At 58.2% G+C, this 20,948-nt stretch carries 32 protein-coding genes and 1 pseudogene; 30 read left to right on the top strand and 3 right to left on the bottom strand.

Features of this window, described 5'->3' with window-relative positions:
• The 28 genes and pseudogenes from tuf to rplQ all read left to right on the top strand — a co-directional run.
• A pseudogene (tuf, locus tag WA845_RS07770) lies at positions 1-351 on the top strand (elongation factor Tu); the annotation flags it as partial.
• Between the two features lie 311 nt (positions 352-662).
• Complete coding sequence (rpsJ, locus tag WA845_RS07775) at positions 663-971, top strand: 30S ribosomal protein S10 (RefSeq protein ID WP_003507767.1); 309 nt, start codon at positions 663-665, stop codon at positions 969-971.
• Positions 972-1,139: 168 nt separating this feature from the next.
• Entirely contained in the window at positions 1,140-1,781 is a 642-nt protein-coding gene (gene rplC, locus WA845_RS07780; protein WP_004442604.1) for a 50S ribosomal protein L3, read from the top strand.
• A gap of 12 nt (positions 1,782-1,793) precedes the next feature.
• Positions 1,794-2,414, top strand: a complete 621-nt coding sequence (gene rplD / locus WA845_RS07785; protein ID WP_112554638.1) for a 50S ribosomal protein L4 — start codon at positions 1,794-1,796, stop codon at positions 2,412-2,414.
• A complete protein-coding gene (locus WA845_RS07790) occupies positions 2,411-2,704 on the top strand; it encodes a 50S ribosomal protein L23 (protein ID WP_003521003.1) in 294 nt (97 codons plus the stop codon). Before rplD ends, WA845_RS07790 begins: the two co-directional genes overlap by 4 nt.
• Before the next feature lie 43 nt (positions 2,705-2,747).
• The gene (rplB, locus tag WA845_RS07795; protein WP_003521004.1) at positions 2,748-3,584 is read left to right on the top strand and encodes a 50S ribosomal protein L2; all 837 of its coding nucleotides are present in this window, start codon (positions 2,748-2,750) and stop codon (positions 3,582-3,584) included.
• A gap of 15 nt (positions 3,585-3,599) precedes the next feature.
• A complete protein-coding gene (rpsS, locus tag WA845_RS07800; protein ID WP_003507772.1) occupies positions 3,600-3,878 on the top strand; it encodes a 30S ribosomal protein S19 in 279 nt (92 codons plus the stop codon).
• 2 nt (positions 3,879-3,880) lie between these two features.
• Positions 3,881-4,270: a 50S ribosomal protein L22 gene (rplV, locus tag WA845_RS07805; protein WP_003521005.1), complete on the top strand. Its 390-nt coding sequence runs from the start codon at positions 3,881-3,883 to the stop codon at positions 4,268-4,270.
• The gene (gene rpsC, locus WA845_RS07810; RefSeq protein WP_004442600.1) at positions 4,270-5,001 is read left to right on the top strand and encodes a 30S ribosomal protein S3; all 732 of its coding nucleotides are present in this window, start codon (positions 4,270-4,272) and stop codon (positions 4,999-5,001) included. Before rplV ends, rpsC begins: the two co-directional genes overlap by 1 nt.
• A gap of 38 nt (positions 5,002-5,039) precedes the next feature.
• Positions 5,040-5,453: a 50S ribosomal protein L16 gene (gene rplP, locus WA845_RS07815; protein WP_003495190.1), complete on the top strand. Its 414-nt coding sequence runs from the start codon at positions 5,040-5,042 to the stop codon at positions 5,451-5,453.
• Between the two features lie 12 nt (positions 5,454-5,465).
• A complete protein-coding gene (gene rpmC / locus WA845_RS07820; RefSeq protein WP_003495193.1) occupies positions 5,466-5,666 on the top strand; it encodes a 50S ribosomal protein L29 in 201 nt (66 codons plus the stop codon).
• Between the two features lie 11 nt (positions 5,667-5,677).
• On the top strand, positions 5,678-5,914 hold the full coding sequence (gene rpsQ / locus WA845_RS07825; RefSeq protein ID WP_003495195.1) for a 30S ribosomal protein S17: 237 nt from the start codon (positions 5,678-5,680) through the stop codon (positions 5,912-5,914).
• A gap of 234 nt (positions 5,915-6,148) precedes the next feature.
• The gene (gene rplN, locus WA845_RS07830; protein ID WP_003495199.1) at positions 6,149-6,517 is read left to right on the top strand and encodes a 50S ribosomal protein L14; all 369 of its coding nucleotides are present in this window, start codon (positions 6,149-6,151) and stop codon (positions 6,515-6,517) included.
• A 12-nt stretch (positions 6,518-6,529) separates the two neighbouring features.
• Positions 6,530-6,838: a 50S ribosomal protein L24 gene (rplX, locus tag WA845_RS07835; RefSeq protein ID WP_003521006.1), complete on the top strand. Its 309-nt coding sequence runs from the start codon at positions 6,530-6,532 to the stop codon at positions 6,836-6,838.
• Positions 6,831-7,385, top strand: a complete 555-nt coding sequence (gene rplE / locus WA845_RS07840; protein WP_003495201.1) for a 50S ribosomal protein L5 — start codon at positions 6,831-6,833, stop codon at positions 7,383-7,385. The genes rplX and rplE overlap by 8 nt, the downstream gene beginning before the upstream one ends.
• 33 nt (positions 7,386-7,418) lie before the next feature.
• Entirely contained in the window at positions 7,419-7,724 is a 306-nt protein-coding gene (gene rpsN, locus WA845_RS07845; protein WP_004442591.1) for a 30S ribosomal protein S14, read from the top strand.
• 12 nt (positions 7,725-7,736) lie between these two features.
• Positions 7,737-8,135, top strand: coding sequence for a 30S ribosomal protein S8 (gene rpsH / locus WA845_RS07850; RefSeq protein ID WP_004442588.1), 399 nt, complete (start codon positions 7,737-7,739; stop codon positions 8,133-8,135).
• Between the two features lie 43 nt (positions 8,136-8,178).
• Complete coding sequence (rplF, locus tag WA845_RS07855) at positions 8,179-8,712, top strand: 50S ribosomal protein L6 (RefSeq protein ID WP_003495204.1); 534 nt, start codon at positions 8,179-8,181, stop codon at positions 8,710-8,712.
• A 12-nt stretch (positions 8,713-8,724) separates the two neighbouring features.
• A complete protein-coding gene (rplR, locus tag WA845_RS07860) occupies positions 8,725-9,087 on the top strand; it encodes a 50S ribosomal protein L18 (RefSeq protein WP_003507787.1) in 363 nt (120 codons plus the stop codon).
• Between the two features lie 119 nt (positions 9,088-9,206).
• Complete coding sequence (gene rpsE, locus WA845_RS07865; RefSeq protein WP_004442585.1) at positions 9,207-9,776, top strand: 30S ribosomal protein S5; 570 nt, start codon at positions 9,207-9,209, stop codon at positions 9,774-9,776.
• An 11-nt stretch (positions 9,777-9,787) separates the two neighbouring features.
• On the top strand, positions 9,788-9,994 hold the full coding sequence (gene rpmD / locus WA845_RS07870; RefSeq protein WP_003495212.1) for a 50S ribosomal protein L30: 207 nt from the start codon (positions 9,788-9,790) through the stop codon (positions 9,992-9,994).
• Positions 9,995-10,010: 16 nt separating this feature from the next.
• Positions 10,011-10,490, top strand: a complete 480-nt coding sequence (gene rplO / locus WA845_RS07875; protein ID WP_003521009.1) for a 50S ribosomal protein L15 — start codon at positions 10,011-10,013, stop codon at positions 10,488-10,490.
• Between the two features lie 328 nt (positions 10,491-10,818).
• The gene (gene secY, locus WA845_RS07880) at positions 10,819-12,159 is read left to right on the top strand and encodes a preprotein translocase subunit SecY (RefSeq protein WP_004442582.1); all 1,341 of its coding nucleotides are present in this window, start codon (positions 10,819-10,821) and stop codon (positions 12,157-12,159) included.
• Positions 12,156-12,746, top strand: a complete 591-nt coding sequence (locus WA845_RS07885) for an adenylate kinase (RefSeq protein ID WP_003507790.1) — start codon at positions 12,156-12,158, stop codon at positions 12,744-12,746. Before secY ends, WA845_RS07885 begins: the two co-directional genes overlap by 4 nt.
• Positions 12,747-13,045: 299 nt before the next feature.
• Positions 13,046-13,414, top strand: coding sequence for a 30S ribosomal protein S13 (gene rpsM / locus WA845_RS07890; protein ID WP_003516122.1), 369 nt, complete (start codon positions 13,046-13,048; stop codon positions 13,412-13,414).
• A 138-nt stretch (positions 13,415-13,552) separates the two neighbouring features.
• Positions 13,553-13,942 carry a 30S ribosomal protein S11 gene (gene rpsK, locus WA845_RS07895; protein ID WP_003495225.1) on the top strand — a complete coding sequence of 130 codons (390 nt, stop codon included), beginning with the start codon at positions 13,553-13,555 and terminating at the stop codon, positions 13,940-13,942.
• Between the two features lie 195 nt (positions 13,943-14,137).
• Positions 14,138-15,148, top strand: coding sequence for a DNA-directed RNA polymerase subunit alpha (locus WA845_RS07900; protein ID WP_003495228.1), 1,011 nt, complete (start codon positions 14,138-14,140; stop codon positions 15,146-15,148).
• Positions 15,149-15,266: 118 nt separating this feature from the next.
• Positions 15,267-15,692, top strand: a complete 426-nt coding sequence (gene rplQ, locus WA845_RS07905) for a 50S ribosomal protein L17 (RefSeq protein WP_003521014.1) — start codon at positions 15,267-15,269, stop codon at positions 15,690-15,692.
• Positions 15,693-15,847: 155 nt separating this feature from the next.
• On the opposite strand, the gene WA845_RS07910 is transcribed toward rplQ, so the two are convergent.
• The gene (locus WA845_RS07910; RefSeq protein WP_112554636.1) at positions 15,848-16,720 is read right to left on the bottom strand and encodes a DUF817 family protein; all 873 of its coding nucleotides are present in this window, start codon (positions 16,718-16,720) and stop codon (positions 15,848-15,850) included.
• A gap of 55 nt (positions 16,721-16,775) precedes the next feature.
• On the opposite strand from WA845_RS07910, the gene WA845_RS07915 reads away from it, so the two are divergent.
• Positions 16,776-17,204 (top strand): ribosomal maturation YjgA family protein, encoded by a 429-nt coding sequence (locus WA845_RS07915; protein WP_112554634.1) that lies wholly within the window; start codon positions 16,776-16,778, stop codon positions 17,202-17,204.
• On the opposite strand, the gene msrQ is transcribed toward WA845_RS07915, so the two are convergent.
• Positions 17,158-17,805: a protein-methionine-sulfoxide reductase heme-binding subunit MsrQ gene (msrQ, locus tag WA845_RS07920; RefSeq protein ID WP_112554633.1), complete on the bottom strand. Its 648-nt coding sequence runs from the start codon at positions 17,803-17,805 to the stop codon at positions 17,158-17,160. The two genes, WA845_RS07915 and msrQ, sit on opposite strands and share 47 nt — an antisense overlap.
• 2 nt (positions 17,806-17,807) lie before the next feature.
• Entirely contained in the window at positions 17,808-18,749 is a 942-nt protein-coding gene (gene msrP / locus WA845_RS07925; protein WP_037092978.1) for a protein-methionine-sulfoxide reductase catalytic subunit MsrP, read from the bottom strand.
• Positions 18,750-19,061: 312 nt separating this feature from the next.
• Here msrP and ilvD point away from each other — a divergent pair, with 312 nt between their 5' ends.
• On the top strand, positions 19,062-20,897 hold the full coding sequence (ilvD, locus tag WA845_RS07930; RefSeq protein WP_006697627.1) for a dihydroxy-acid dehydratase: 1,836 nt from the start codon (positions 19,062-19,064) through the stop codon (positions 20,895-20,897).
• Positions 20,898-20,948: the final 51 nt, after the last annotated feature.

Consider the following 20,948-nt stretch of genomic DNA (forward strand, 5'->3'; position numbering starts at 1 on the left):
GTTCGCGGTGTTAACCGTGACGGCGTCGAGCGTGGTCAGATCCTGTGCAAGCCGGGTTCGGTAAAGCCGCACAAGAAGTTCAAGGCAGAAGCCTACATCCTGACGAAGGAAGAAGGCGGCCGTCATACGCCGTTCTTCACGAACTACCGTCCGCAGTTCTACTTCCGTACGACTGACGTGACCGGCATCGTTACGCTTCCGGAAGGCACGGAAATGGTTATGCCTGGCGACAACGTCACGGTTGACGTCGAGCTGATCGTTCCGATCGCGATGGAAGAAAAGCTGCGCTTCGCTATCCGCGAAGGCGGCCGTACCGTCGGCGCCGGCATCGTCGCCTCGATCGTCGAGTAATCTCGACCGTTGAAATTCAGGCTGGCGGCGGTGTGAACAGCACCGCCGCCGGACTTTTGGTAAAAAGCCTGGCGGCGTTGCATTTTTAGTGCTTGAAAAATTCGGTGAAAGCGCGTAAACGCGCACTCACATTCACCGCTGGATTCGCAAGCGATTGCGGAACGCGGTGTTTTTAGCAATACAGACTACTGAAATGATTGGGGTGCGACGCGCATTCCTCTCGATTTTTGAAAATCTGCGGCGCCACGATCAATAGAAGTTCATGTGTTTCCGCGTGCGGAAACGAATAACAAAGAACAAGGACAAGACGAATGAACGGCCAGAATATCCGTATCCGCCTCAAGGCGTTCGATCACCGGATCCTCGATGCCTCTACCCGTGAAATCGTGTCGACCGCAAAGCGCACCGGCGCCAGCGTTCGCGGCCCGGTTCCGCTCCCCACCCGCATCGAAAAGTTTACTGTCAACCGCTCTCCCCACGTTGACAAGAAGAGCCGTGAACAGTTCGAAATGCGGACGCACAAGCGTCTTCTCGATATCGTTGACCCCACCCCGCAGACTGTCGATGCCCTTATGAAGCTCGACCTCGCTGCTGGCGTTGACGTGGAAATCAAGCTCTAAGACCCGGCCCGAACCATTCAAGGTAAGGGCTGAAATAACAAGGAAGGTACGTGGAGCAATCCAACGACTTCCAAACCGGAGACCGGAAACATCGTGAGATGTCGAAGGGCACTCCTTAACAAAGGCCAGAGAGGGTTTTCCCTTCAAGGCTCGCAAGAGGATGAACCAATGCGTTCAGGTGTGATTGCACAGAAAGTGGGTATGACACGCGTCTATAACGACGCAGGTGAACATATCCCTGTAACAGTATTGCGACTGGATAACGTACAAGTCGTTGCCCAGCGCACGGAAGACAAGAATGGCTACACCGCAGTTCAGCTCGGTGCCGGCCAGTCCAAGGTCAAGAACACGACGAAGGCGCTTCGCGGTCACTTTGCCGCTGCCAATGTCGAACCGAAGGCAAAGCTCGTCGAGTTCCGGGTTTCCCCCGAGAACCTGATCGACATCGGTGCAACACTGACCGCAAATCATTTTCAGACCGGCCAGCTGGTCGATGTCACCGGAACCACGATCGGTAAGGGTTTCGCCGGTGCTATGAAGCGTCACAACTTCGGTGGTGGCCGCGCTTCGCACGGTAACTCGATCTCGCACCGTGCACACGGTTCGACTGGTTCCAACCAGGATCCGGGTCGCGTCTGGAAGGGCAAGCGCATGGCTGGTCATATGGGCCAGACCCGCGTTACGACCCAGAACCTCGAAGTCGTTTCGACTGATGAAGACCGTGGCCTCATCCTCGTGAAGGGTGCAGTTCCCGGCTCGAAGGGTTCCTGGATCATCGTCCGCGACGCCGTCAAGTCGGCTGCGAAGTAAGGGAGCCTTATCATGGAATTGAACGTCAAGACCCTCGAGGGAAAAGACGCCGGCAAGGTTTCTCTGTCGGATAAGATCTTCGGCCTCGACCCCCGCCAGGACATTCTGGCCCGCATGGTTCGCTGGCAGCTTGCAAAGAAGCAGCAGGGAACCCACAAGTCCAAGAACCGGTCGGAAGTTTCCCGCACCGGCGCGAAGATGTACAAGCAGAAGGGTACGGGCCGCGCTCGTCACCATTCGGCTCGCGCACCGCAGTTCCGCGGCGGCGGCAAGGCCCACGGCCCGGTCGTTCGCAGCCACGCCCATGACCTTCCCAAGAAGGTTCGTGCGCTCGCCCTGCGTCACGCCCTGTCTGCAAAGCTGAAGGCTGAGGAACTGATCATCGTCGATCAGCTCGTCGCGTCCGAAGCAAAGACCAAGGCTCTGCTGGGCAGCTTCGCTTCGCTTGGCCTGACCAACGCTCTCGTTATCGGCGGCGCCGAACTTGATGGCAACTTCAAGCTCGCTGCTCAGAACATCCCGAACGTGGACGTTCTGCCGGTACAGGGCATCAATGTTTACGACATCCTGCGCCGTGGCAAGCTGGTGCTTTCCAAGGCTGCTGTAGAGGCTCTGGAGGAGCGGTTCAAATGACGGATCTTCGCCACTACGACGTGATCGTATCTCCTTCGATCACGGAAAAGTCGACGCTGGTATCCGAACAGAACCAGGTCGTATTCAACGTCGCCAAGAATGCTTCCAAGCCTGAAATCAAGGCTGCCGTGGAAGCGCTCTTCGGCGTCAAAGTCACGGCTGTGAACACGCTTATCCGCAAGGGTAAGACCCGTCGTTTCCGTGGGTTCGCCGGTAAGCTGAAGGACGTCAAGAAAGCCGTCGTCACGCTCGCCGAAGGTCAATCCATCGACGTGTCCACCGGACTCTAAAGGTTAGGCCCAAGCGGGCAAAGACCCAAAAGGGAACAATAAAATGGCATTGAAAAGTTTCAATCCGACCACGCCGAGCCAGCGCCAGCTGGTTATCGTGGACCGCGCTTCGCTCTACAAGGGCAAGCCGGTAAAGGCTCTCACCCAGGGCCTCAGCTCCAAGGGTGGCCGTAACAACCAGGGCCGGATCACCGTCCGTTTCCAGGGTGGCGGTCACAAGCGGACCTACCGTCTGGTTGACTTCAAGCGTCGCAAGTTCGACGTTGAAGGCACCGTTGAACGTCTGGAATACGACCCCAACCGCACCGCGTTCATCGCGCTGGTTACGTATACCGACGGCGAACAGGCTTACATTCTCGCGCCACAGCGTCTCGCTGCTGGTGACAAGGTGATCGCCTCCGACAAGGCAGTGGACGTGAAGCCCGGCAACACCATGCCGCTTCAGTACATTCCGGTTGGTTCGATCATCCACAACGTCGAGATGAAGCCGGGCAAGGGCGGTCAGATCGCTCGCTCCGCCGGTACGTATGTCCAGCTCGTCGGCCGCGATGCCGGCATGGCCATCCTGCGTCTCAACTCGGGCGAACAGCGTCTGGTGCACGGCTCCTGCCTCGCATCGATCGGCGCTGTTTCGAACTCTGACCACGCCAACATCAACGACGGTAAGGCCGGTCGTTCCCGTTGGCGCGGCAAGCGTCCGCACGTTCGCGGCGTCGTCATGAACCCGGTCGACCACCCGCACGGTGGTGGTGAAGGTCGCACGTCGGGTGGTCGCCACCCGGTTACTCCGTGGGGCAAGCCCACGAAGGGCAAGCGCACCCGTTCGAACAAGTCGACCGACAAGTTCATCATGCGCTCGCGCCATCAGCGTAAGAAGTAAGAGAGGTAGTCACTAATGGCTCGTTCAGTATGGAAAGGTCCGTTTGTTGACGGCTATCTTCTCACCAAGGCTGAGAAGGTGCGCGAGAGCGGACGTAACGAAGTAATCAAGATTTGGAGCCGTCGCTCCACGATCCTGCCGCAGTTCGTTGGTCTGACCTTCGGCGTCTACAACGGCAGCAAGCATGTGCCCGTCTCCGTTAACGAAGACATGGTCGGACACAAGTTCGGTGAATTCTCTCCGACCCGTACCTATTACGGTCACGGCGCGGACAAGAAGGCAAAGAGGAAGTAATCATGGCGAAGGCTAAGACCGAACGCCGGCTGAAGGACAACGAGGCTCAGGCCGTTGCCCGTACGCTCCGCGTCAGCCCCCAGAAACTGAACCTGGTTGCCGCTCTTATCCGTGGCAAGAAGGTTGATCGCGCTCTCGCCGAGCTCGAATTCTCCCGCAAGCGCATTGCAGGCACCGTCAAGAAGACGCTGGAATCTGCAATTGCCAATGCGGAAAACAACCACGACCTCGACGTCGACGCTCTCGTCGTCGCCGAGGCCTATGTTGGCAAGTCCATCACCATGAAGCGTTTCCACGCTCGTGGCCGTGGTCGTGCTTCCCGCATTGAAAAGCCGTTCGCTCACCTCACGATCGTTGTTCGTGAAGTCGAGGAAAAAGGGGAGGCCGCATAATGGGTCAGAAAATCAATCCGATCGGCTTCCGCCTCGGCATCAACCGTACCTGGGATAGCCGCTGGTACGCTGACACCGCAGAATACGGCAAGCTGCTGCATGAAGACCTGAAGATCCGGGCTTACCTGATCAAGGAACTCAAGCAGGCAGGTATCGCAAAGGTCGTCATCGAGCGTCCGCACAAGAAGTGCCGCGTCACGATCCACTCGGCTCGTCCGGGTCTGATCATCGGCAAGAAGGGTGCAGACATCGAGAAGCTTCGCAAGAAGCTTTCCGAGATGACCAACTCCGAAACGCACCTCAACATCGTTGAAGTGCGCAAGCCGGAAATTGACGCGACGCTGGTTGCCCAGTCGATCGCTCAGCAGCTCGAGCGCCGCGTGGCTTTCCGCCGTGCGATGAAGCGTGCTGTTCAGTCCGCAATGCGTCTTGGCGCCGAAGGCATCAAGATCACCTGCGGCGGCCGTCTTGGCGGTGCTGAAATCGCTCGTACCGAATGGTACCGCGAAGGTCGCGTTCCGTTGCACACGCTGCGTGCGGACATCGACTACGGCACGGCTGAAGCTGAAACCGCATTCGGCATCTGCGGCATCAAGGTCTGGATCTTCAAGGGCGAAATCCTTGAGCACGATCCGATGGCTTCTGAGCGTCGCGGTCTCGAAGGCGACGCACAGGGCCCTGCAAGCCGTGAGCGTGGCGATCGTGGCGATCGTCGTCGCGAAAACGCTTGATTGACGCTGGCGAAAGATAAGCTCGGAGAAGTAAGAAAATGTTGCAGCCAAAGCGTACTAAGTACCGTAAGCAGTTCAAGGGACGCATCAAGGGCGTCGCCAAGGGCGGCTTTGACCTGGCATTCGGTGAATTCGGCTTGAAGTCGCAGGAACCGAACCGCGTGAATGCACGCGAGATCGAAGCGGCCCGCCGCGCGATCACGCGTTACATGAAGCGCGCAGGTCGCGTGTGGATCCGCGTATTCCCCGACGTTCCGGTTACGGCAAAGCCGACCGAAGTTCGTATGGGTAAGGGCAAGGGTTCGGTCGATTACTGGGCATGCAAGGTCAAGCCCGGTCGTATGATGTTCGAGATCGACGGTGTGTCCGAGGAGATCGCCCGTGAGGCGCTTCGTCTCGGCGCTGCCAAGCTCTCGGTCAAGACGCGCTTCGTACAGCGCATCGCAGAGTAAGGAGCAAGGCACATGAAAGCCGATGAAGTTCGCGGCCTCAGCGCCGACCAGCTCAAGGACAAGCTCGCCGATCTGAAGAAGGAGCAGTTCAACCTGCGCTTCCAGAAGGCAACTGGTCAGCTGGAGAAGTCCTCGCGCATCAACGAAGTCCGCAAGGATATCGCCCGCGTTAAAACCATTGCCCGCCAGAAGGCGGCAGAAGCCAAGGCCTAAGGAAGAATAATATGCCGAAACGCATTCTGCAGGGCGTCGTTGTGTCCGACAAGAACGAGAAGACTGTCGTAGTTCGTGTTGAGCGTCGATTCGCTCACCCGCTGCTTCAGAAGACCGTTCGTCGTTCGAAGAAGTACAAGGCACACGACGAAAACAATCAGTATAAGGTCGGCGATGTCGTTTCCATCGAGGAATGCGCACCGATCTCCAAGGACAAGCGCTGGACGGTCGTTTCCGCCCAGGCTTAATTTCATCAGAATCGCGCCAGGTGTCTTGCACTTGGCGCGAATTCCTGTATGAAGCAGCGCAAGGACGCTCGTGACCCGAGCGTCTTTTGCTTTGATGCGCACGGAAGGTCCTTCGGGAAACCACCCTGTCACGATTTTTCCGCGCAAAAAAAGAGATATTCATAAGCTGGAGCAGGGGGCTCGCTCGGGAGAGTTTGCCCAACCGTTCCGGTAACAACAAGAAGGCGACCTGACATGATTCAGATGCAAACAAACCTCGACGTGGCGGATAATTCCGGCGCACGTCGTGTCATGTGCATCAAGGTGCTGGGCGGCTCGAAGCGCAAATATGCTTCTGTTGGCGACATTATTGTCGTTTCCATCAAGGAAGCTATTCCGCGCGGCCGCGTCAAGAAGGGCGACGTGATGAAGGCGGTTGTCGTGCGCACCGCCAAGGACATCCGCCGCGCTGACGGCAGCGTCATCCGTTTCGATAACAACGCAGCCGTTCTTATCGACAACAAGAAAGAGCCCATCGGCACCCGTATCTTCGGACCGGTTCCGCGCGAACTTCGCGCCAAGAACCACATGAAGATCATCTCGCTGGCTCCGGAAGTACTGTAAGGAGCGTATGCGATGCAGAAAATTCGTAAAGGCGACAAGGTTGTCGTATTGACCGGTAAGGACAAGGGCCGTACCGGCGAAGTAATCCAGGTTTTGCCGAAGGAAGACCGGGCCGTTGTGCGTGGCGTAAACATGGTGAAGCGTCACCAGCGCCAGACCCAGGCCCAGGAAGCCGGCATCATCAACAAGGAAGCATCCTTGCACATCTCCAACATCGCCATCGTCGACAAGGATGGCAAGCCGACCCGCGTTGGCTTCTCGGTTGTGGATGGCAAGAAGGTCCGCGTGGCCAAGCGTTCGGGAGAAGTGATCGATGGCTGATAAGTACGAGCCGCGTCTCAAGACGGAATACGTTTCCCGTATCCGTGGCGCCATGCAGGAGAAGTTCTCCTACGCAAACGTCATGATGATCCCGAAGCTTGAAAAGATCGTGATCAACATGGGCGTTGGCGAAGCGACTGCCGACTCCAAGAAGCCCACGATCGCTGCCGGTGACCTGGCTGCGATTGCCGGCCAGAAGCCGGTCGTTACCCGCGCTCGCAACTCGATCGCTGGTTTCAAGGTTCGCGAAGGCATGCCGATCGGTGCGAAGGTTACCCTTCGTGGCGCCCGCATGTACGAATTCCTTGATCGTCTGGTCAACATCGCGCTGCCGCGCGTTCGCGACTTCCGGGGCCTGAACCCGAAGAGCTTTGACGGCCGTGGCAACTTCGCCATGGGCATCAAGGAACACATTGTGTTCCCTGAGATCAACTACGATAAGGTTGATCAGATGTGGGGCATGGACATCATCGTTTGCACGACGGCGACGTCGGACGACGAAGCTCGGGCTCTGCTGACAGAGTTCAACTTCCCGTTCCGTCACTAACCGTAACGACGAGCGTAGAAAAGGAACTCCGATATGGCGAAAACAAGCGCAGTTGAAAAGAACAAGCGCCGCCGCAAGTCGGTCGCCCAGCAGGCCAGCAAGCGCGCGGCCCTCAAGGCGATCGTGATGAACCAGTCCCTTCCGATCGAAGAGCGGTTCAAGGCCACCCTGAAGCTCGCTTCGCTGCCGCGTGACGGCTCGAAGACGCGTATCCGCAACCGCTGCGAAGTAACGGGCCGTCCGCGCGCGTTCTATCGCAAGCTCAAGATGTCGCGTATAGCGCTTCGTGAGCTGGGCAATTCCGGCAAGGTGCCGGGCATTGTCAAGTCGAGCTGGTAAGGAGACGGGCACATGACCATGACTGATCCTTTGGGTGATATGCTCACCCGCATCCGCAATGGTGCTGCTCGCCGTAAGTCTTCGGTAAGCACGCCTGCTTCCAGCCTCCGCGCACGCGTTCTCGACGTGCTGCAGTCTGAAGGCTACATTCGCGGTTATTCCAAGGTCGATTTCGAAAACGGCAAGTCCGAATTCACCATCGAGCTGAAGTACTACGAAGGCGCGTCCGTGATCCGTGAGATCGGCCGCGTTTCCAAGCCGGGCCGCCGAGTTTATGTCTCGGTAAAGTCCATTCCGCAGGTCGCGAACGGCCTCGGCATCACCATCCTTTCGACCCCGAAGGGCGTGATGGCCGATCACCAGGCTCGCGAACAGAACGTTGGTGGCGAGGTTCTTTGCTCGGTCTTCTAAGACCCGAGCAAGGATCTCCATAACGAACAGACAGGATTGAATAATGTCTCGTATCGGTAAAAAGCCCGTTCCGGTTCCCGCAGGTGTGACGGCCAATGTCGACGGCCAGAAGGTTACTGCTAAGGGCCCGAAGGGTGAACTGTTTTTCGTCGCTAACGACGACATTCAGCTGAAGCTCGAAGATAACGGCGTTTCCGTAACGCCGGCGAACGGCACCAAGGAAGCTCGTTCGAAGTGGGGCATGTCCCGCACGATGATCGAGAACATCTTCAAGGGTGTTAAGGACGGCTATGAGCGCAAGCTCGAAATCAACGGCGTTGGTTACCGTGCCGCCATGCAGGGCAAGAACCTGCAGCTGGCTCTCGGTTTCAGCCACGACGTTGTTTACGAGCCTCCGGTCGGCATCACCATTGCCGTTCCGAAGCCGACGGAAATCATCGTTTCCGGCATCAACAAGCAGCAGGTTGGCCAGGTTGCCGCGGAAATCCGCGAATACCGCGGTCCCGAGCCCTACAAGGGCAAGGGCGTAAAGTACGCTGAAGAGCGTATCGTACGCAAAGAAGGCAAGAAGAAGTAAGGATCACGCGAAATGGCTAGCAGGAAAGAAGCACTTGCACGTCGCGCGAGCCGTGTGCGCCGCCAGATCAAGGCGGTTGCCAACGGCCGCCCGCGCCTGTCGGTTCATCGCTCGTCGAAGAACATCTACGCCCAGATCATCGATGACGTTGCTGGCAAGACGCTTGCGTCTGCCTCCACGCTCGAAGCCGATCTGCGCGGCTCGCTCAAGACCGGCGCCGACGTTGCAGCAGCAGCTGTTGTCGGCAAGCTGGTTGCCGAGCGCGGCGTCAAGGCTGGCGTGAAGGATGTTGTATTCGACCGTGGCGCGTTCATCTATCACGGCCGTATCAAGGCTCTGGCAGATGCAGCCCGCGAAAGCGGCCTGAACTTCTGATTTTTTTCCGCCCGGACATCGATCCGGGCGGAATTTCACCGGACCATGCGGATCTCGTCTTCGGGGCCGCTGGTCTTTTCGTTTGCCGTTCCACCCGTAAAAGAAAAAGGACAAGGACAATGGCACAGGATAAAAGAGGTTCCCGCGAAGAGCGTCAGAACCGCGAAGAGCGCGATAGCGAATTCGTCGACAAGCTGGTCGCGATCAACCGCGTTGCAAAGGTTGTTAAGGGTGGCCGTCGTTTCGGTTTCGCCGCTCTCGTCGTCGTTGGCGACCAGAAGGGCCGCGTTGGTTTCGGTCACGGCAAGGCTCGTGAAGTTCCGGAAGCGATCCGCAAGGCAACTGAAAGCGCAAAGCGCGATCTGATCTTCGTTCCGCTGCGCGATGGTCGCACGCTGCATCACGACGTCAATGGCCGTCACGGCGCAGGCAAGGTTCTGCTGCGTTCGGCCAAGGCCGGTACCGGTATCATCGCCGGTGGTCCGATGCGCGCCGTTTTCGAAACGCTCGGCGTTCATGACGTTGTTGCAAAGTCGACCGGTTCTTCGAACCCGTACAACATGGTTCGCGCGACGTTCGACGCTCTGAAGCATCAGGTTCATCCGAAGGACATCGCTGCACAGCGCGGTCTGAAGTATGCGACCCTTCAGGCTCGTCGTGCCGCCTCCGGCAACGCTTCTGAAGAATAAGGAGCTGGATCATGGCCAAGAAAACTACTGAAGCCAAGAAGACTGTTACGGTCGAACAGATCGGCAGCCCTATTCGCCGCCCGGCAATCCAGCGTCAGACGCTGGTGGGTCTGGGTCTCAACAAGATGCATCGTCAGCGTACCCTGGAAGACACTCCGGCGGTTCGCGGCATGATCCGTGCGGTCCAGCATCTCGTTCGCGTCGTTGACGAGAAGTGAGACGGAGTAACCTATCATGAAACTCAATGAAATCAGAGACAACGAAGGCGCCTCCAAGGATCGTATCCGCGTAGGTCGCGGTATCGGTTCCGGCAAGGGCAAGACCGGTGGTCGCGGTGTGAAGGGTCAGAAGGCTCGTTCGGGCGTCGCCATCAACGGCTTCGAAGGCGGTCAGATGCCCATCTACCGTCGTCTGCCAAAGCGCGGTTTCAACAACATCTTCGCTTCCGAATATGTTGTCGTATCGCTCGGCCGCATTCAGACCGCCATCGACGCCAAGAAGCTTGACGCTTCCGCAACGATCGATGCTGCTGCTCTCAAGGCTGCCGGCGTTATCCGCCGCGCCAAGGACGGCGTTCGTATTCTCGCCGACGGCGAGCTGAAGGCTAAGGTCGCTTTCGAAGTGGCCGGTGCTTCCAAGCCCGCAATCGAAAAGATCGAAAAGGCTGGCGGCTCGATCAAGCTTCTCGCAGTTGCAGCAGAAGCCGCCGAGTAATATATAGACTTCAGGCGCCCGGGGCTTGTCGCTCCGGGCGTTTGCGCTCCCTGGCCACTGTTGCTTTCGATCTAAATCGATTTATAGAGCATCAGGGAAATCTCTTCGCGGTGTGCTTCCTTGGCCCCGCTTGCGGCAGAAAGTGCTGCAGGGAGAGCCTCACAGTTCTTGAACTTCCATAGGGGAGGGGATAGGACATAAAAAACAGGGTGAGGCATGATGGCGGCGCAGAGCCGCGTTTGTCCGAAGCCCGGTTTTGACCAGTATCTTTTAGACCTTTCCGCATCGGCCGGTTGCGCTGGCTGGCAAGGGTCATTCGGAGAAATTTATGGCTTCAGCAGCGGAACAACTGGCTTCGAACCTGAATTTTTCGACCTTCGCTAAGGCGGAGGATCTGAAAAAGCGTCTCTGGTTTACTCTTGCCGCACTTCTCGTCTACCGTCTCGGCACCCATATCCCGCTTCCGGGCCTGAACCCTGAAGCCTATGCGCAGGCCTTCCGTGGCCAGGCCAACGGTATTCTCGGTCTTTTCAACATGTTTGCGGGTGGCGCTGTCGAGCGCATGGCGATTTTCGCCCTCGGCATCATGCCTTACATCTCCGCTTCGATCATCGTGCAGCTCATGACCTCGGTCGTGCCTTCGCTCGAAGCGTTGAAGAAGGAAGGCGAAGCCGGCCGCAAGATCATCAACCAGTACACCCGTTACGGCACGGTGCTCCTCGGCACGCTGCAGGCCTATGGTATTGCGGTCGGCCTCGAAAGCGGTAACGGCCTTGTCGTTGATCCGGGCTGGTTCTTCCGCATTTCCACCGTCATCACGCTGCTTGGCGGCACGATGTTCCTGATGTGGCTCGGCGAACAGATCACCTCGCGCGGTATCGGCAACGGTATTTCGCTGATCATCTTCGCGGGCATTGCCGCCGGTCTGCCCAAGGCCCTGGCCGGCACGCTGGAACTCGGCCGCACCGGTGCGCTTTCGACCCCGCTCATCCTGACGGTCGTCGTCGTTGCAATCGGCGTCATTGCCCTTATCGTCTTCGTGGAGCGTGCGCAGCGCCGTCTGTTGATCCAATATCCGAAGCGACAGGTCGGGAACCGCATGTTCCAGGGCGATACCTCGCACCTGCCGCTGAAGCTTAACACGGCCGGCGTCATTCCTGCGATCTTCGCATCGTCGCTGCTGCTTCTGCCGGCAACGGCTGCAGGCTTTGCGGGTAACACTAACCTGCCAACCTGGGCGACCTCTATCATCGCCTCGCTGCAACACGGCCAGCCGCTGTTTATGGCGCTTTATGGCCTGCTGATTGCTTTCTTCGCCTTCTTCTACACGGCGATCGTATTCAATCCGAAGGATACGGCTGACAATCTCAAGAAGCATGGCGGCTTCATTCCGGGCATCCGTCCGGGCGAGCGCACTGCGGAGTACATTGATTACGTTCTGACCCGCATCACTGTGGTCGGCGCGATTTATCTGGTCTTTGTCTGTATCCTTCCTGAGACACTTATCGCACGTACGGGCATTCCATTAGCCCTTGGTGGTACTTCGCTTTTGATCGTTGTCAGTGTAACTCTGGATACGGTTGCGCAGATTCAGGGTCACCTGATCGCCCAGCAGTATGAAGGTCTGATCAAGAAGTCGAAGTTGCGTGGAGGAAAGAGGGGACGATGAGACTGATATTTTTGGGTCCGCCGGGTGCGGGCAAGGGAACCCAGGCCAAGCGGCTCACTGACAAGTACGGGATCCCCCAGCTTTCAACCGGTGACATGCTGCGCGCTGCGGTCAGCGCGGGCACCGAAATCGGCAAGCGCGCCAAGGCCGTCATGGACGCCGGCGGGCTGGTATCCGACGATATCGTCAATCAGATCGTTTCCGAGCGTATCGAAGCTCCCGACTGTGCCAAGGGCTTCATTCTCGACGGTTATCCGCGCACCGTTCCGCAGGCGAAGGCGCTTGCCGACAACATGCGCAAGAAGAACCTGGTGCTCGACGCCGTCATCGAACTCAAGGTGGACGAAGAGGCTCTGATTCGCCGAATCGAAAATCGCGTGGCTGAAACCATTGCCGCCGGCGGTACTGTTCGCTCTGACGATAATCCGGAAGCTTTCCGCAAGCGCCTGACGGAATATCGCGAAAAGACTGCGCCGCTGTCCGCTTATTACAGCGAGCAGGGCGAGCTGGTGACGCTGGATGGCATGGCAGATGTCGATGCCGTCACCGAGGCCATCGAGCGCGTTCTCGAGAAAGCCTCTGCCTGATCGAAGGAATGAATGGGTGAGGACTGCGTTCTTGCCCATCTTCCTTTTCGAAAGGCGGCTGATCCCTTGGATCGCAAAAGAATCTTGGCGGAGCCGGTTGCTTTTTTGCGCTGATTCCGTTAAACACCGCGCCAACTCGCGACATCCCAAGCGACTGGCGCGGATTTCCCTTAGGGAAGGGAGATCCGGGTTCGGTCGTTTTGACTTGTCACGGACATCAATTTGAACTGGCGGTCTTGTCGGCCGCTCGAATGGAATCACCACTTGCCGGATGGCAACTGGAACCAAGGAGAAAAGACGTGGCACGTATCGCTGGCGTCAACATCCCGACTGCGAAGCGCGTTGTTATTGCGCTGACCTACATTCACGGGATTGGTCCGAAATTCGCGCAGGAAATCATGGACAAGGTCGGTCTTCCGGCTGACAAGCGCGTTCATCAGCTGACGGATGCTGAAGTTCTTCAGATCCGCGAAGCCATCGACCGCGACTACCAGGTCGAAGGCGACCTGCGTCGCGAAACGTCGATGAACATCAAGCGTCTGATGGACCTCGGTTGCTACCGCGGCCTGCGTCACCGTCGTGGCCTTCCGGTCCGCGGTCAGCGCACACACACCAACGCCCGCACCCGCAAGGGTCCGGCGAAGGCTATCGCTGGTAAGAAGAAGTAATTTTCCGGTTCTCCGGAAAGGGGAGGCTGGTGCAGTCCGCGCCAGCCTTTCTGAGTTTGGCGAAAAGCTCGGTTACGGGCTGATTGCCGGTGTAGCCGCTGGTGTTACGGCGGTGAAGAGATCAATGAAAGGTATAAAATGGCCAAGGAAGCCGCACGCGTCCGTCGTCGCGAACGCAAAAATATCACGTCTGGCGTCGCGCACGTCAATTCGACCTTCAACAACACGATGATCACCATCACCGACGCGCAGGGCAATGCTATTGCCTGGTCGTCCGCTGGTGCCAAGGGCTTCAAGGGTTCGCGTAAGTCGACCCCGTTCGCTGCCCAGATCGCTGCTGAAGATTGCGCGAAGAAGGCTCAGGAACACGGCATGAAGTCGCTTGAAGTTGAAGTTTGCGGTCCGGGTTCCGGCCGTGAATCGGCACTTCGCGCCCTGCAGGCTGCCGGTTTCATGATCACTTCCATTCGCGACGTGACGCCGATCCCGCACAACGGTTGCCGTCCGCGCAAGAAGCGCCGCGTCTGACGCGACCGTGGTTCGGAAATTCCGCCTTACCTCAGGTCTGGCGGAATTTTCGTGTATCTGGCGTGTGCGCGTCGATTTCGATCGGCGGACTTGCGCTCAAGAACCCACCGATGAACCGCTGAATTTGGTTCCTCTCGGTGTTTTCATGCTCGGTCCGTCACGATTGGATGGTGGCGGCGAACGGAAGGTTTAAAGATGATTCAGAAGAACTGGCAGGAACTTATCAAGCCGAACAAGGTCGAGTTCACCTCGTCCAGCCGCACCAAGGCAACGCTCGTTGCCGAGCCGCTGGAGCGTGGTTTCGGTCTTACCCTCGGCAACGCGCTGCGTCGCGTTCTGTTGTCTTCTCTGCGCGGCGCCGCTGTTACGGCCGTGCAGATCGACGGTGTCCTGCACGAATTCTCCTCCATCCCCGGCGTTCGGGAAGATGTGACGGATATCGTGCTCAACATCAAGGAAATCGCCATCAAGATGGATGGCGACGATTCCAAGCGCATGGTCGTGCGCAAGCAGGGCCCGGGTGCCGTGACCGCTGGTGACATCCAGACGGTTGGTGACATCGAGATCCTGAACCCCGACCACGTGATCTGCACGCTCGACGATGGCGCTGAAATCCGCATGGAATTCACCGTCAACAACGGCAAGGGTTACGTACCGGCTGAGCGCAACCGCGCGGAAGATGCCCCGATTGGCCTCATTCCGGTGGACAGCCTCTATTCTCCGGTCAAGAAAGTGTCCTACAAGGTTGAAAACACCCGTGAAGGCCAGGTTCTCGACTATGACAAGCTGATCATGACGATCGAGACCAACGGTTCGGTTTCCGGCGAAGACGCCGTTGCCTTCGCCGCTCGCATTCTTCAGGACCAGCTGGGCGTCTTCGTCAACTTCGACGAGCCGCAGAAGGAAGCAGAAGAAGAATCGGTTACGGAACTCGCGTTCAACCCGGCGCTTCTCAAGAAGGTCGACGAGCTCGAGCTGTCGGTTCGTTCGGCAAACTGCCTGAAGAACGACAACATCGTTTACATCGGCGACCTGATCCAGAAGACCGAAGCCGAAATGCTCCGCACGCCGAACTTTGGTCGCAAGTCGCTGAACGAAATCAAGGAAGTTCTCGCTTCCATGGGTCTGCACCTCGGCATGGAAGTGCCGGCATGGCCGCCTGAGAACATCGAAGATCTCGCAAAGCGTTACGAAGACCAGTACTAACAAACAAGAAGGCAGACCTCAAAGACTGCCTTTCCCCGTCAAACAGCAGGTAAGTCACCTGCATGTGCCAGGAAACGGCAGGCCTTAAAGAAGGAACCTGCGTAGAAGGAGAATAGCAATGCGCCACGGTAATTCAGGCCGCAAGCTCAATAGAACCGCCAGCCACCGCAAGGCAATGTTTGCCAACATGGCTGCTTCGCTCATCACCCATGAGCAGATCGTCACCACGCTTCCGAAGGCGAAGGAAATTCGCCCGATCGTTGAGAAGCTCGTCACTCTCGGCAAGCGCGGCGACCTGCACGCTCGTCGTCAGGCGATTTCGCAGATCAAGGATCAGGACGCTGTTCGCAAGCTGTTCGACGCGATCGCAGCACGTTACGCAAACCGTAACGGCGGCTACCTGCGTATCATGAAGGCCGGCTTCCGCCAGGGCGACAATGCCGCTCTCGCCGTCATCGAATTCGTCGAGCGCGACGTTGACGCCAAGGGCGCAGCCGACAAGGCTCGCGTTGCTGCAGAAGCTGCTGCTGCCGAAGCTGCATAAGGTTTGACGCCGTTCAGGCGTCGAGAGTTGAAAAGCCGGGTGAGAGATCACCCGGCTTTTTTGCGTTCTTTTGTTGGAAGTCGAGGAAGCGAGGGCGTTACCTCTTCAGATTTTTGTCGTGCCCGCCAGATGCCTCGTCCGAAGATATACCTCGCTCACTCCGGAACGTGGATGCGGGCCTTGATGTGCTTGAGATGCGCGACAATGGTGAAGGTCATGATCACCAGAAGCGACCACGAACTCCATTTGCCGATATGAACGACGGACCATGCGCCGATCTGATCGGGATATTTCCAGATGCCGAAGAAGGTGGAGATGTTCTCCGCCAGCCAGACGAAAAAGCCGATCAGGATGAAGGAGAGGAGAAGCGGCATCTTTCGATCCCGATCATAGGGGCGATAGACCACCGTCGACCGGGAATAGAGGCCGATGGCGCAGGCGGCGATGTACCAGCGATAGTCGCCGATGAAGTGATGGGTGAAGAAGTTGGCGTAGATGGCGATACCGATCAGTGTCGCCATCCAGTAGGTGGGATAGTGGCGAATGCGCACATCCAGCAGGCGCCATGCCTGAATGATGTAGCTGCCGACGGCGGCGTACATGAAGCCGGAGAAGAGCGGCACGCCGAGAACCTTGCTATAGGCGAAGTCGGGATAGGACCAGGACTGTATGGCGCTTGACGTCTTGAATACCTCCAGCGCGAAACCGACGATATGGAACAGCAGGATGGCCTTGGCTTCGTCAAGCGTTTCCAGCCTGCTCCAGATCATGAAGAACTGAATGCCGAGCGCAATGATCAGTAGCACGTCATAACGGGGGATGCCCAGCACTCCGCCATGCGGTACCACGAAGATGGAGACGAAAAACAATCCCGCAAACAGGCAGGCGCGGGCCTCCTTGATGCCGAAATACAGAAACTCGACGATAAAACGCCTGATGCCCTTGAGTTCGCCCCAGGGACAGGTATCGCAGAGCAGATTGTCCAAGACGGAGAGGCGGCTTGCGGCCGGGCTGGTTGCTGTGCTCATTTCCGTCCCCGATCTCAGTTCGTCACCTTTCATACGAAAACCCGAAGGAACCCGTATGGGCATGCCGCACGTATCCCCATCTTATTTCGCCCGCATCCGACTTCTGGCGGGGGCGATGGCGGTGATCGTGTGCGGCCTTTGCCTGCGGACCTTTGGTTACGATGTGGGACTACCGTTCGTGGTGGTAAAATATGGCGGATCCGTGCTCTGGGGTGCGATGATCTATCTGTTGCTGGCGGCCTTCTTTCCATCCCGCTGGCATGGCTATGAGGGTCACATCGCCATTGTTGCCGTCGTTCTCGTGGAACTCATCCGGCTTGTTCATTTTCCGGCACTGGACGCGTTTCGCGCTACGACGGCCGGCACTTTGCTGCTCGGCCGCATTTTTTCGCTGTGGAATATAGCCTGTTATATCGCCGGCATTGGGGCCGCTGCCATCATGGCCGGACGGGTCGGGCGCGTTTGGCTCTCTTCATCGACATGATCGAGGGCCGCACCAGCCGATAACCCAGCAGCACAATCATAGTGCTGATATAAAACACCGGTTCCAGCGTGATCGACTTCCGTGCCAGCACGAAATGCAGCACGCCGACGATGAGCACGAGGTAGACGAGTTTGTGCAGCGTGTTCCAGCGGCTGCCGAGTTTGCGGATCGACCAGCGGTTCGAGGTAAACGCCAGCGGCAGGAGCATGATGAGCCCCGCCATGCCGAACATGATATAGGGGCGCTTCAGGATGTCGCCGGCAATGGAACTGAAGACGAGGCCACGGTCCAGCACCAGATAGACGGTAAAGTGCGCCAATACGTAATAAAAGGCAATCAGGCCCAGCGCCCGACGATAGGCGATGAGGTTGATGTTGAAGAGATCGCGTAGCGGCGTCACCAGCAGGCCTAGACAGAGGAAGCGAAGCGCCCAGATGCCAAGGAGGTGTTCGAAATCCTTGACCGGGTTGAAGCCGAGGCCTCCGGTTGCGGCGAGGTAGAAATACCAGACGCCGGGAGCAAGGCCGATGACATACAGCGACCAGATGGCCGCCGGTTGGTAACGCTTCGGCAGAGAGGGTAAGGTGAAGGCGAAAGCCATGGTCAATAATTCGCCTTCAGGTCCATGCCGGCGTAGAGGCTCGCTACTTCATCGTAGCCATTGAACATCAGGGTAGGGCGGTTCTGGGTGCCAAAGAAGCCGCCTTCGCCGATGCGCTGCTCCGTCGCCTGGCTCCAGCGGGGATGGTCCACATGTGGATTGACGTTGGAATAGAAGCCGTATTCGCGGGCGTTGGAATTTTTCCAGGTCGTTTCCGGCTGTTTCTCGACAAGCGAAATGCGGACGATGGATTTGATGCCCTTGAAGCCGTACTTCCACGGCACGACAAGCCGGATCGGTGCGCCGTTCTGGTTCGGCAACGTCTCGCCATAAAGGCCGACGGCAAGGATGGTCAGGGGATGGCGGGCTTCATCGAGGCGCAAACCTTCGACATAGGGCCATGACAGGGGCTGGAACAGGCCGCTCTGTCCGGGCATTTCCTCTGGCCGCACCACGGTCTCGAAGGAAACATATTTCGCGCTGCCCAGCGGTTCGACCTTGTCGAGCAGGCTTGTAAGTGGGAAGCCGATCCATGGAATGACCATCGACCAGCCTTCGACGCAGCGCATGCGGTAGGTGCGTTCCTCAAGCTGATATTTCATCAGCTCTTCGATGCCGAATTCCTGTGGCTTGGAAACGAGGCCATCCACTTTCACGGTCCAGGGTGTGGGTTTGAACTTGCCGGAATTTTCCTTGGGGTCGGATTTGCCGACGCCGAATTCGTAGAAGTTGTTGTAGCTGGTGACGGCATCAAGCGGCGTGAGTTTTTCATCCAGCTTGTAAGCGCCGGGTTTCGCCGCGAGCGGAGCGGCAACCGCCTCACGGCCCGCAAGCCCTATTGCCGCAAGGCCCGCCGCTGTGCCGAGGAAGCCGCGTCTGGAAAGGTAGATGTTTTTCGGCGTGATTTCGCTTGCCGAAATATGGGGCGGACGATAGGCGGGCATTGGAACCTCCACAAAAGCCGGGTGCATCGGCGATAAATCGATTATGATAGCCAATACGGCCGCTGCACAGATATGTTTCAGTCTGCTGCGGAAAAACAGCGCCGGGCAGACGGAAATCGCGCATTTGTGATAGGCCGTCGTCCGCTCGCCCGCGTTAAGGGAAAGGCGTACCGTACCGAACCGTACTGTTTTGCCCTAAGGTGACAGTGACAGCGCTTGCGGTTTGCGTTAGAAACACCGCAAAATAGGGCAGAGGCAGCTTCCACCGCGTTGCGGGCAGGCGCGCTTCGCCCCGAGATTGAGGAAAACACCATGCCAGCCTATCGCTCAAGAACGACAACCCACGGCCGCAACATGGCGGGCGCGCGCGGCCTTTGGCGCGCCACCGGCATGAAGGATAGCGATTTCGGCAAGCCGATCATCGCTGTCGTCAATTCCTTCACGCAGTTCGTGCCCGGCCACGTCCACCTCAAGGATCTCGGCCAGCTGGTTGCCCGGGAAATCGAGGCGGCCGGCGGTGTTGCCAAGGAATTCAACACCATCGCGGTCGATGACGGCATCGCCATGGGCCATGACGGCATGCTTTATTCGCTGCCCTCGCGCGAGATCATCGCTGACTCGGTCGAATATATGGTCAATGCCCATTGCGCCGATGCCATGGTGTGCATTTCCAACTGCGACAAGATCACCCCCGGCATGTTGAATGCTGCCATGCGCCTCAACATCCCCGCCGTCTTCGTGTCCGGTGGTCCGATGGAAGCGGGCAAGGTTGTCCTGCATGGCAAAACCGTCGCGCTCGATCTGGTCGACGCCATGGTGGCTGCCGCCGATGACAAGATTTCTGACGAGGACGTCAAGGTTATCGAGCGATCTGCCTGCCCGACCTGCGGTTCCTGTTCCGGCATGTTCACCGCCAATTCAATGAACTGTCTGACCGAGGCGCTGGGCCTGTCTCTGCCCGGTAACGGCTCGACGCTTGCCACCCATTCGGATCGCAAGCGACTGTTCGTCGAGGCCGGTCACCTCATCGTCGATCTTGCCCGCCGTTATTACGAGCAGGAAGACGAAACCGTTCTGCCGCGGACCATCGCCAACAAGGCGGCGTTTGAAAACGCCATGTCGCTGGATATCGCCATGGGCGGCTCCACCAATACGGTGCTGCATATTCTGGCTGCCGCGCACGAGGGCGGGGTGGATTTCACCATGGAAGACATCGACCGTCTTTCCCGCAAGGTTCCGTGCCTTTCGAAGGTCGCGCCCGCCAAGCAGGACGTTCACATGGAAGACGTTCACCGCGCGGGTGGCATCATGCGCATTCTTGGCGAGTTGGAGCGCGGCGGTCTGATCAACCGCGATACCTATACGGTGCATGAAGCGACGCTGGGTGACGCCATCGACCGTTGGGACATCACCCGCACCAACAGCGAGACGGTGCGTGAATTCTTCAAGGCGGCCCCCGGCGGCGTGCCGACGCAGGTTGCCTTCAGCCAGTCCTCGCGCTGGGACGACCTGGATACCGACAGCGACAATGGCGTCATTCGCTCGGTCGAGAAACCATTCTCCAAGGATGGTGGTCTTGCCGTGCTTTACGGCAACATCGCGCTCGACGGCTGTATCGTGAAGACGGCAGGTGTTGATGAGTCCATCCTGAAATTCAACGGCCCGGCGGTCGTTTACGAAAGCCAGGACGCGGCGGTTAAGGGCATTCTCGGCAACGAGGTCAAGGCGGGCGACGTCGTCGTCATCCGTTATGAAGGTCCTAAGGGCGGCCCGGGCATGCAGGAAATGCTCTATCCGACCAGCTACCTGAAATCCAAGGGCCTCGGCAAAGCCTGCGCGCTGATCACCGACGGTCGCTTTTCTGGTGGCACGTCAGGCCTTTCCATCGGCCACGCCTCGCCGGAAGCGGCACAGGGCGGCGCCATCGGCCTCGTGCGTCAGGGTGACCTGATCGAGATCGACATTCCGAACCGCACGATCAACCTGAAGGTTTCCGACGCGGAACTGGCCTCGCGCCGGGCCGAGCAGGAAGAGAAGGGCTGGAAGCCGGAAGCACCGCGCAAGCGCAATGTCACGACGGCGCTGAAGGCCTATGCGGCCTTTGCGTCGAGCGCAGACAAGGGTGCTGTGCGGATATTGCCGGAGTAATCCTGTCGCAGAGTGGGTTGGAAGGTTACGCCTGATGCGTCGCTTTCTTCC

Source organism: Agrobacterium sp. CMT1 (genome assembly GCF_037203725.1).
Lineage (GTDB): Bacteria > Pseudomonadota > Alphaproteobacteria > Rhizobiales > Rhizobiaceae > Agrobacterium > Agrobacterium pusense.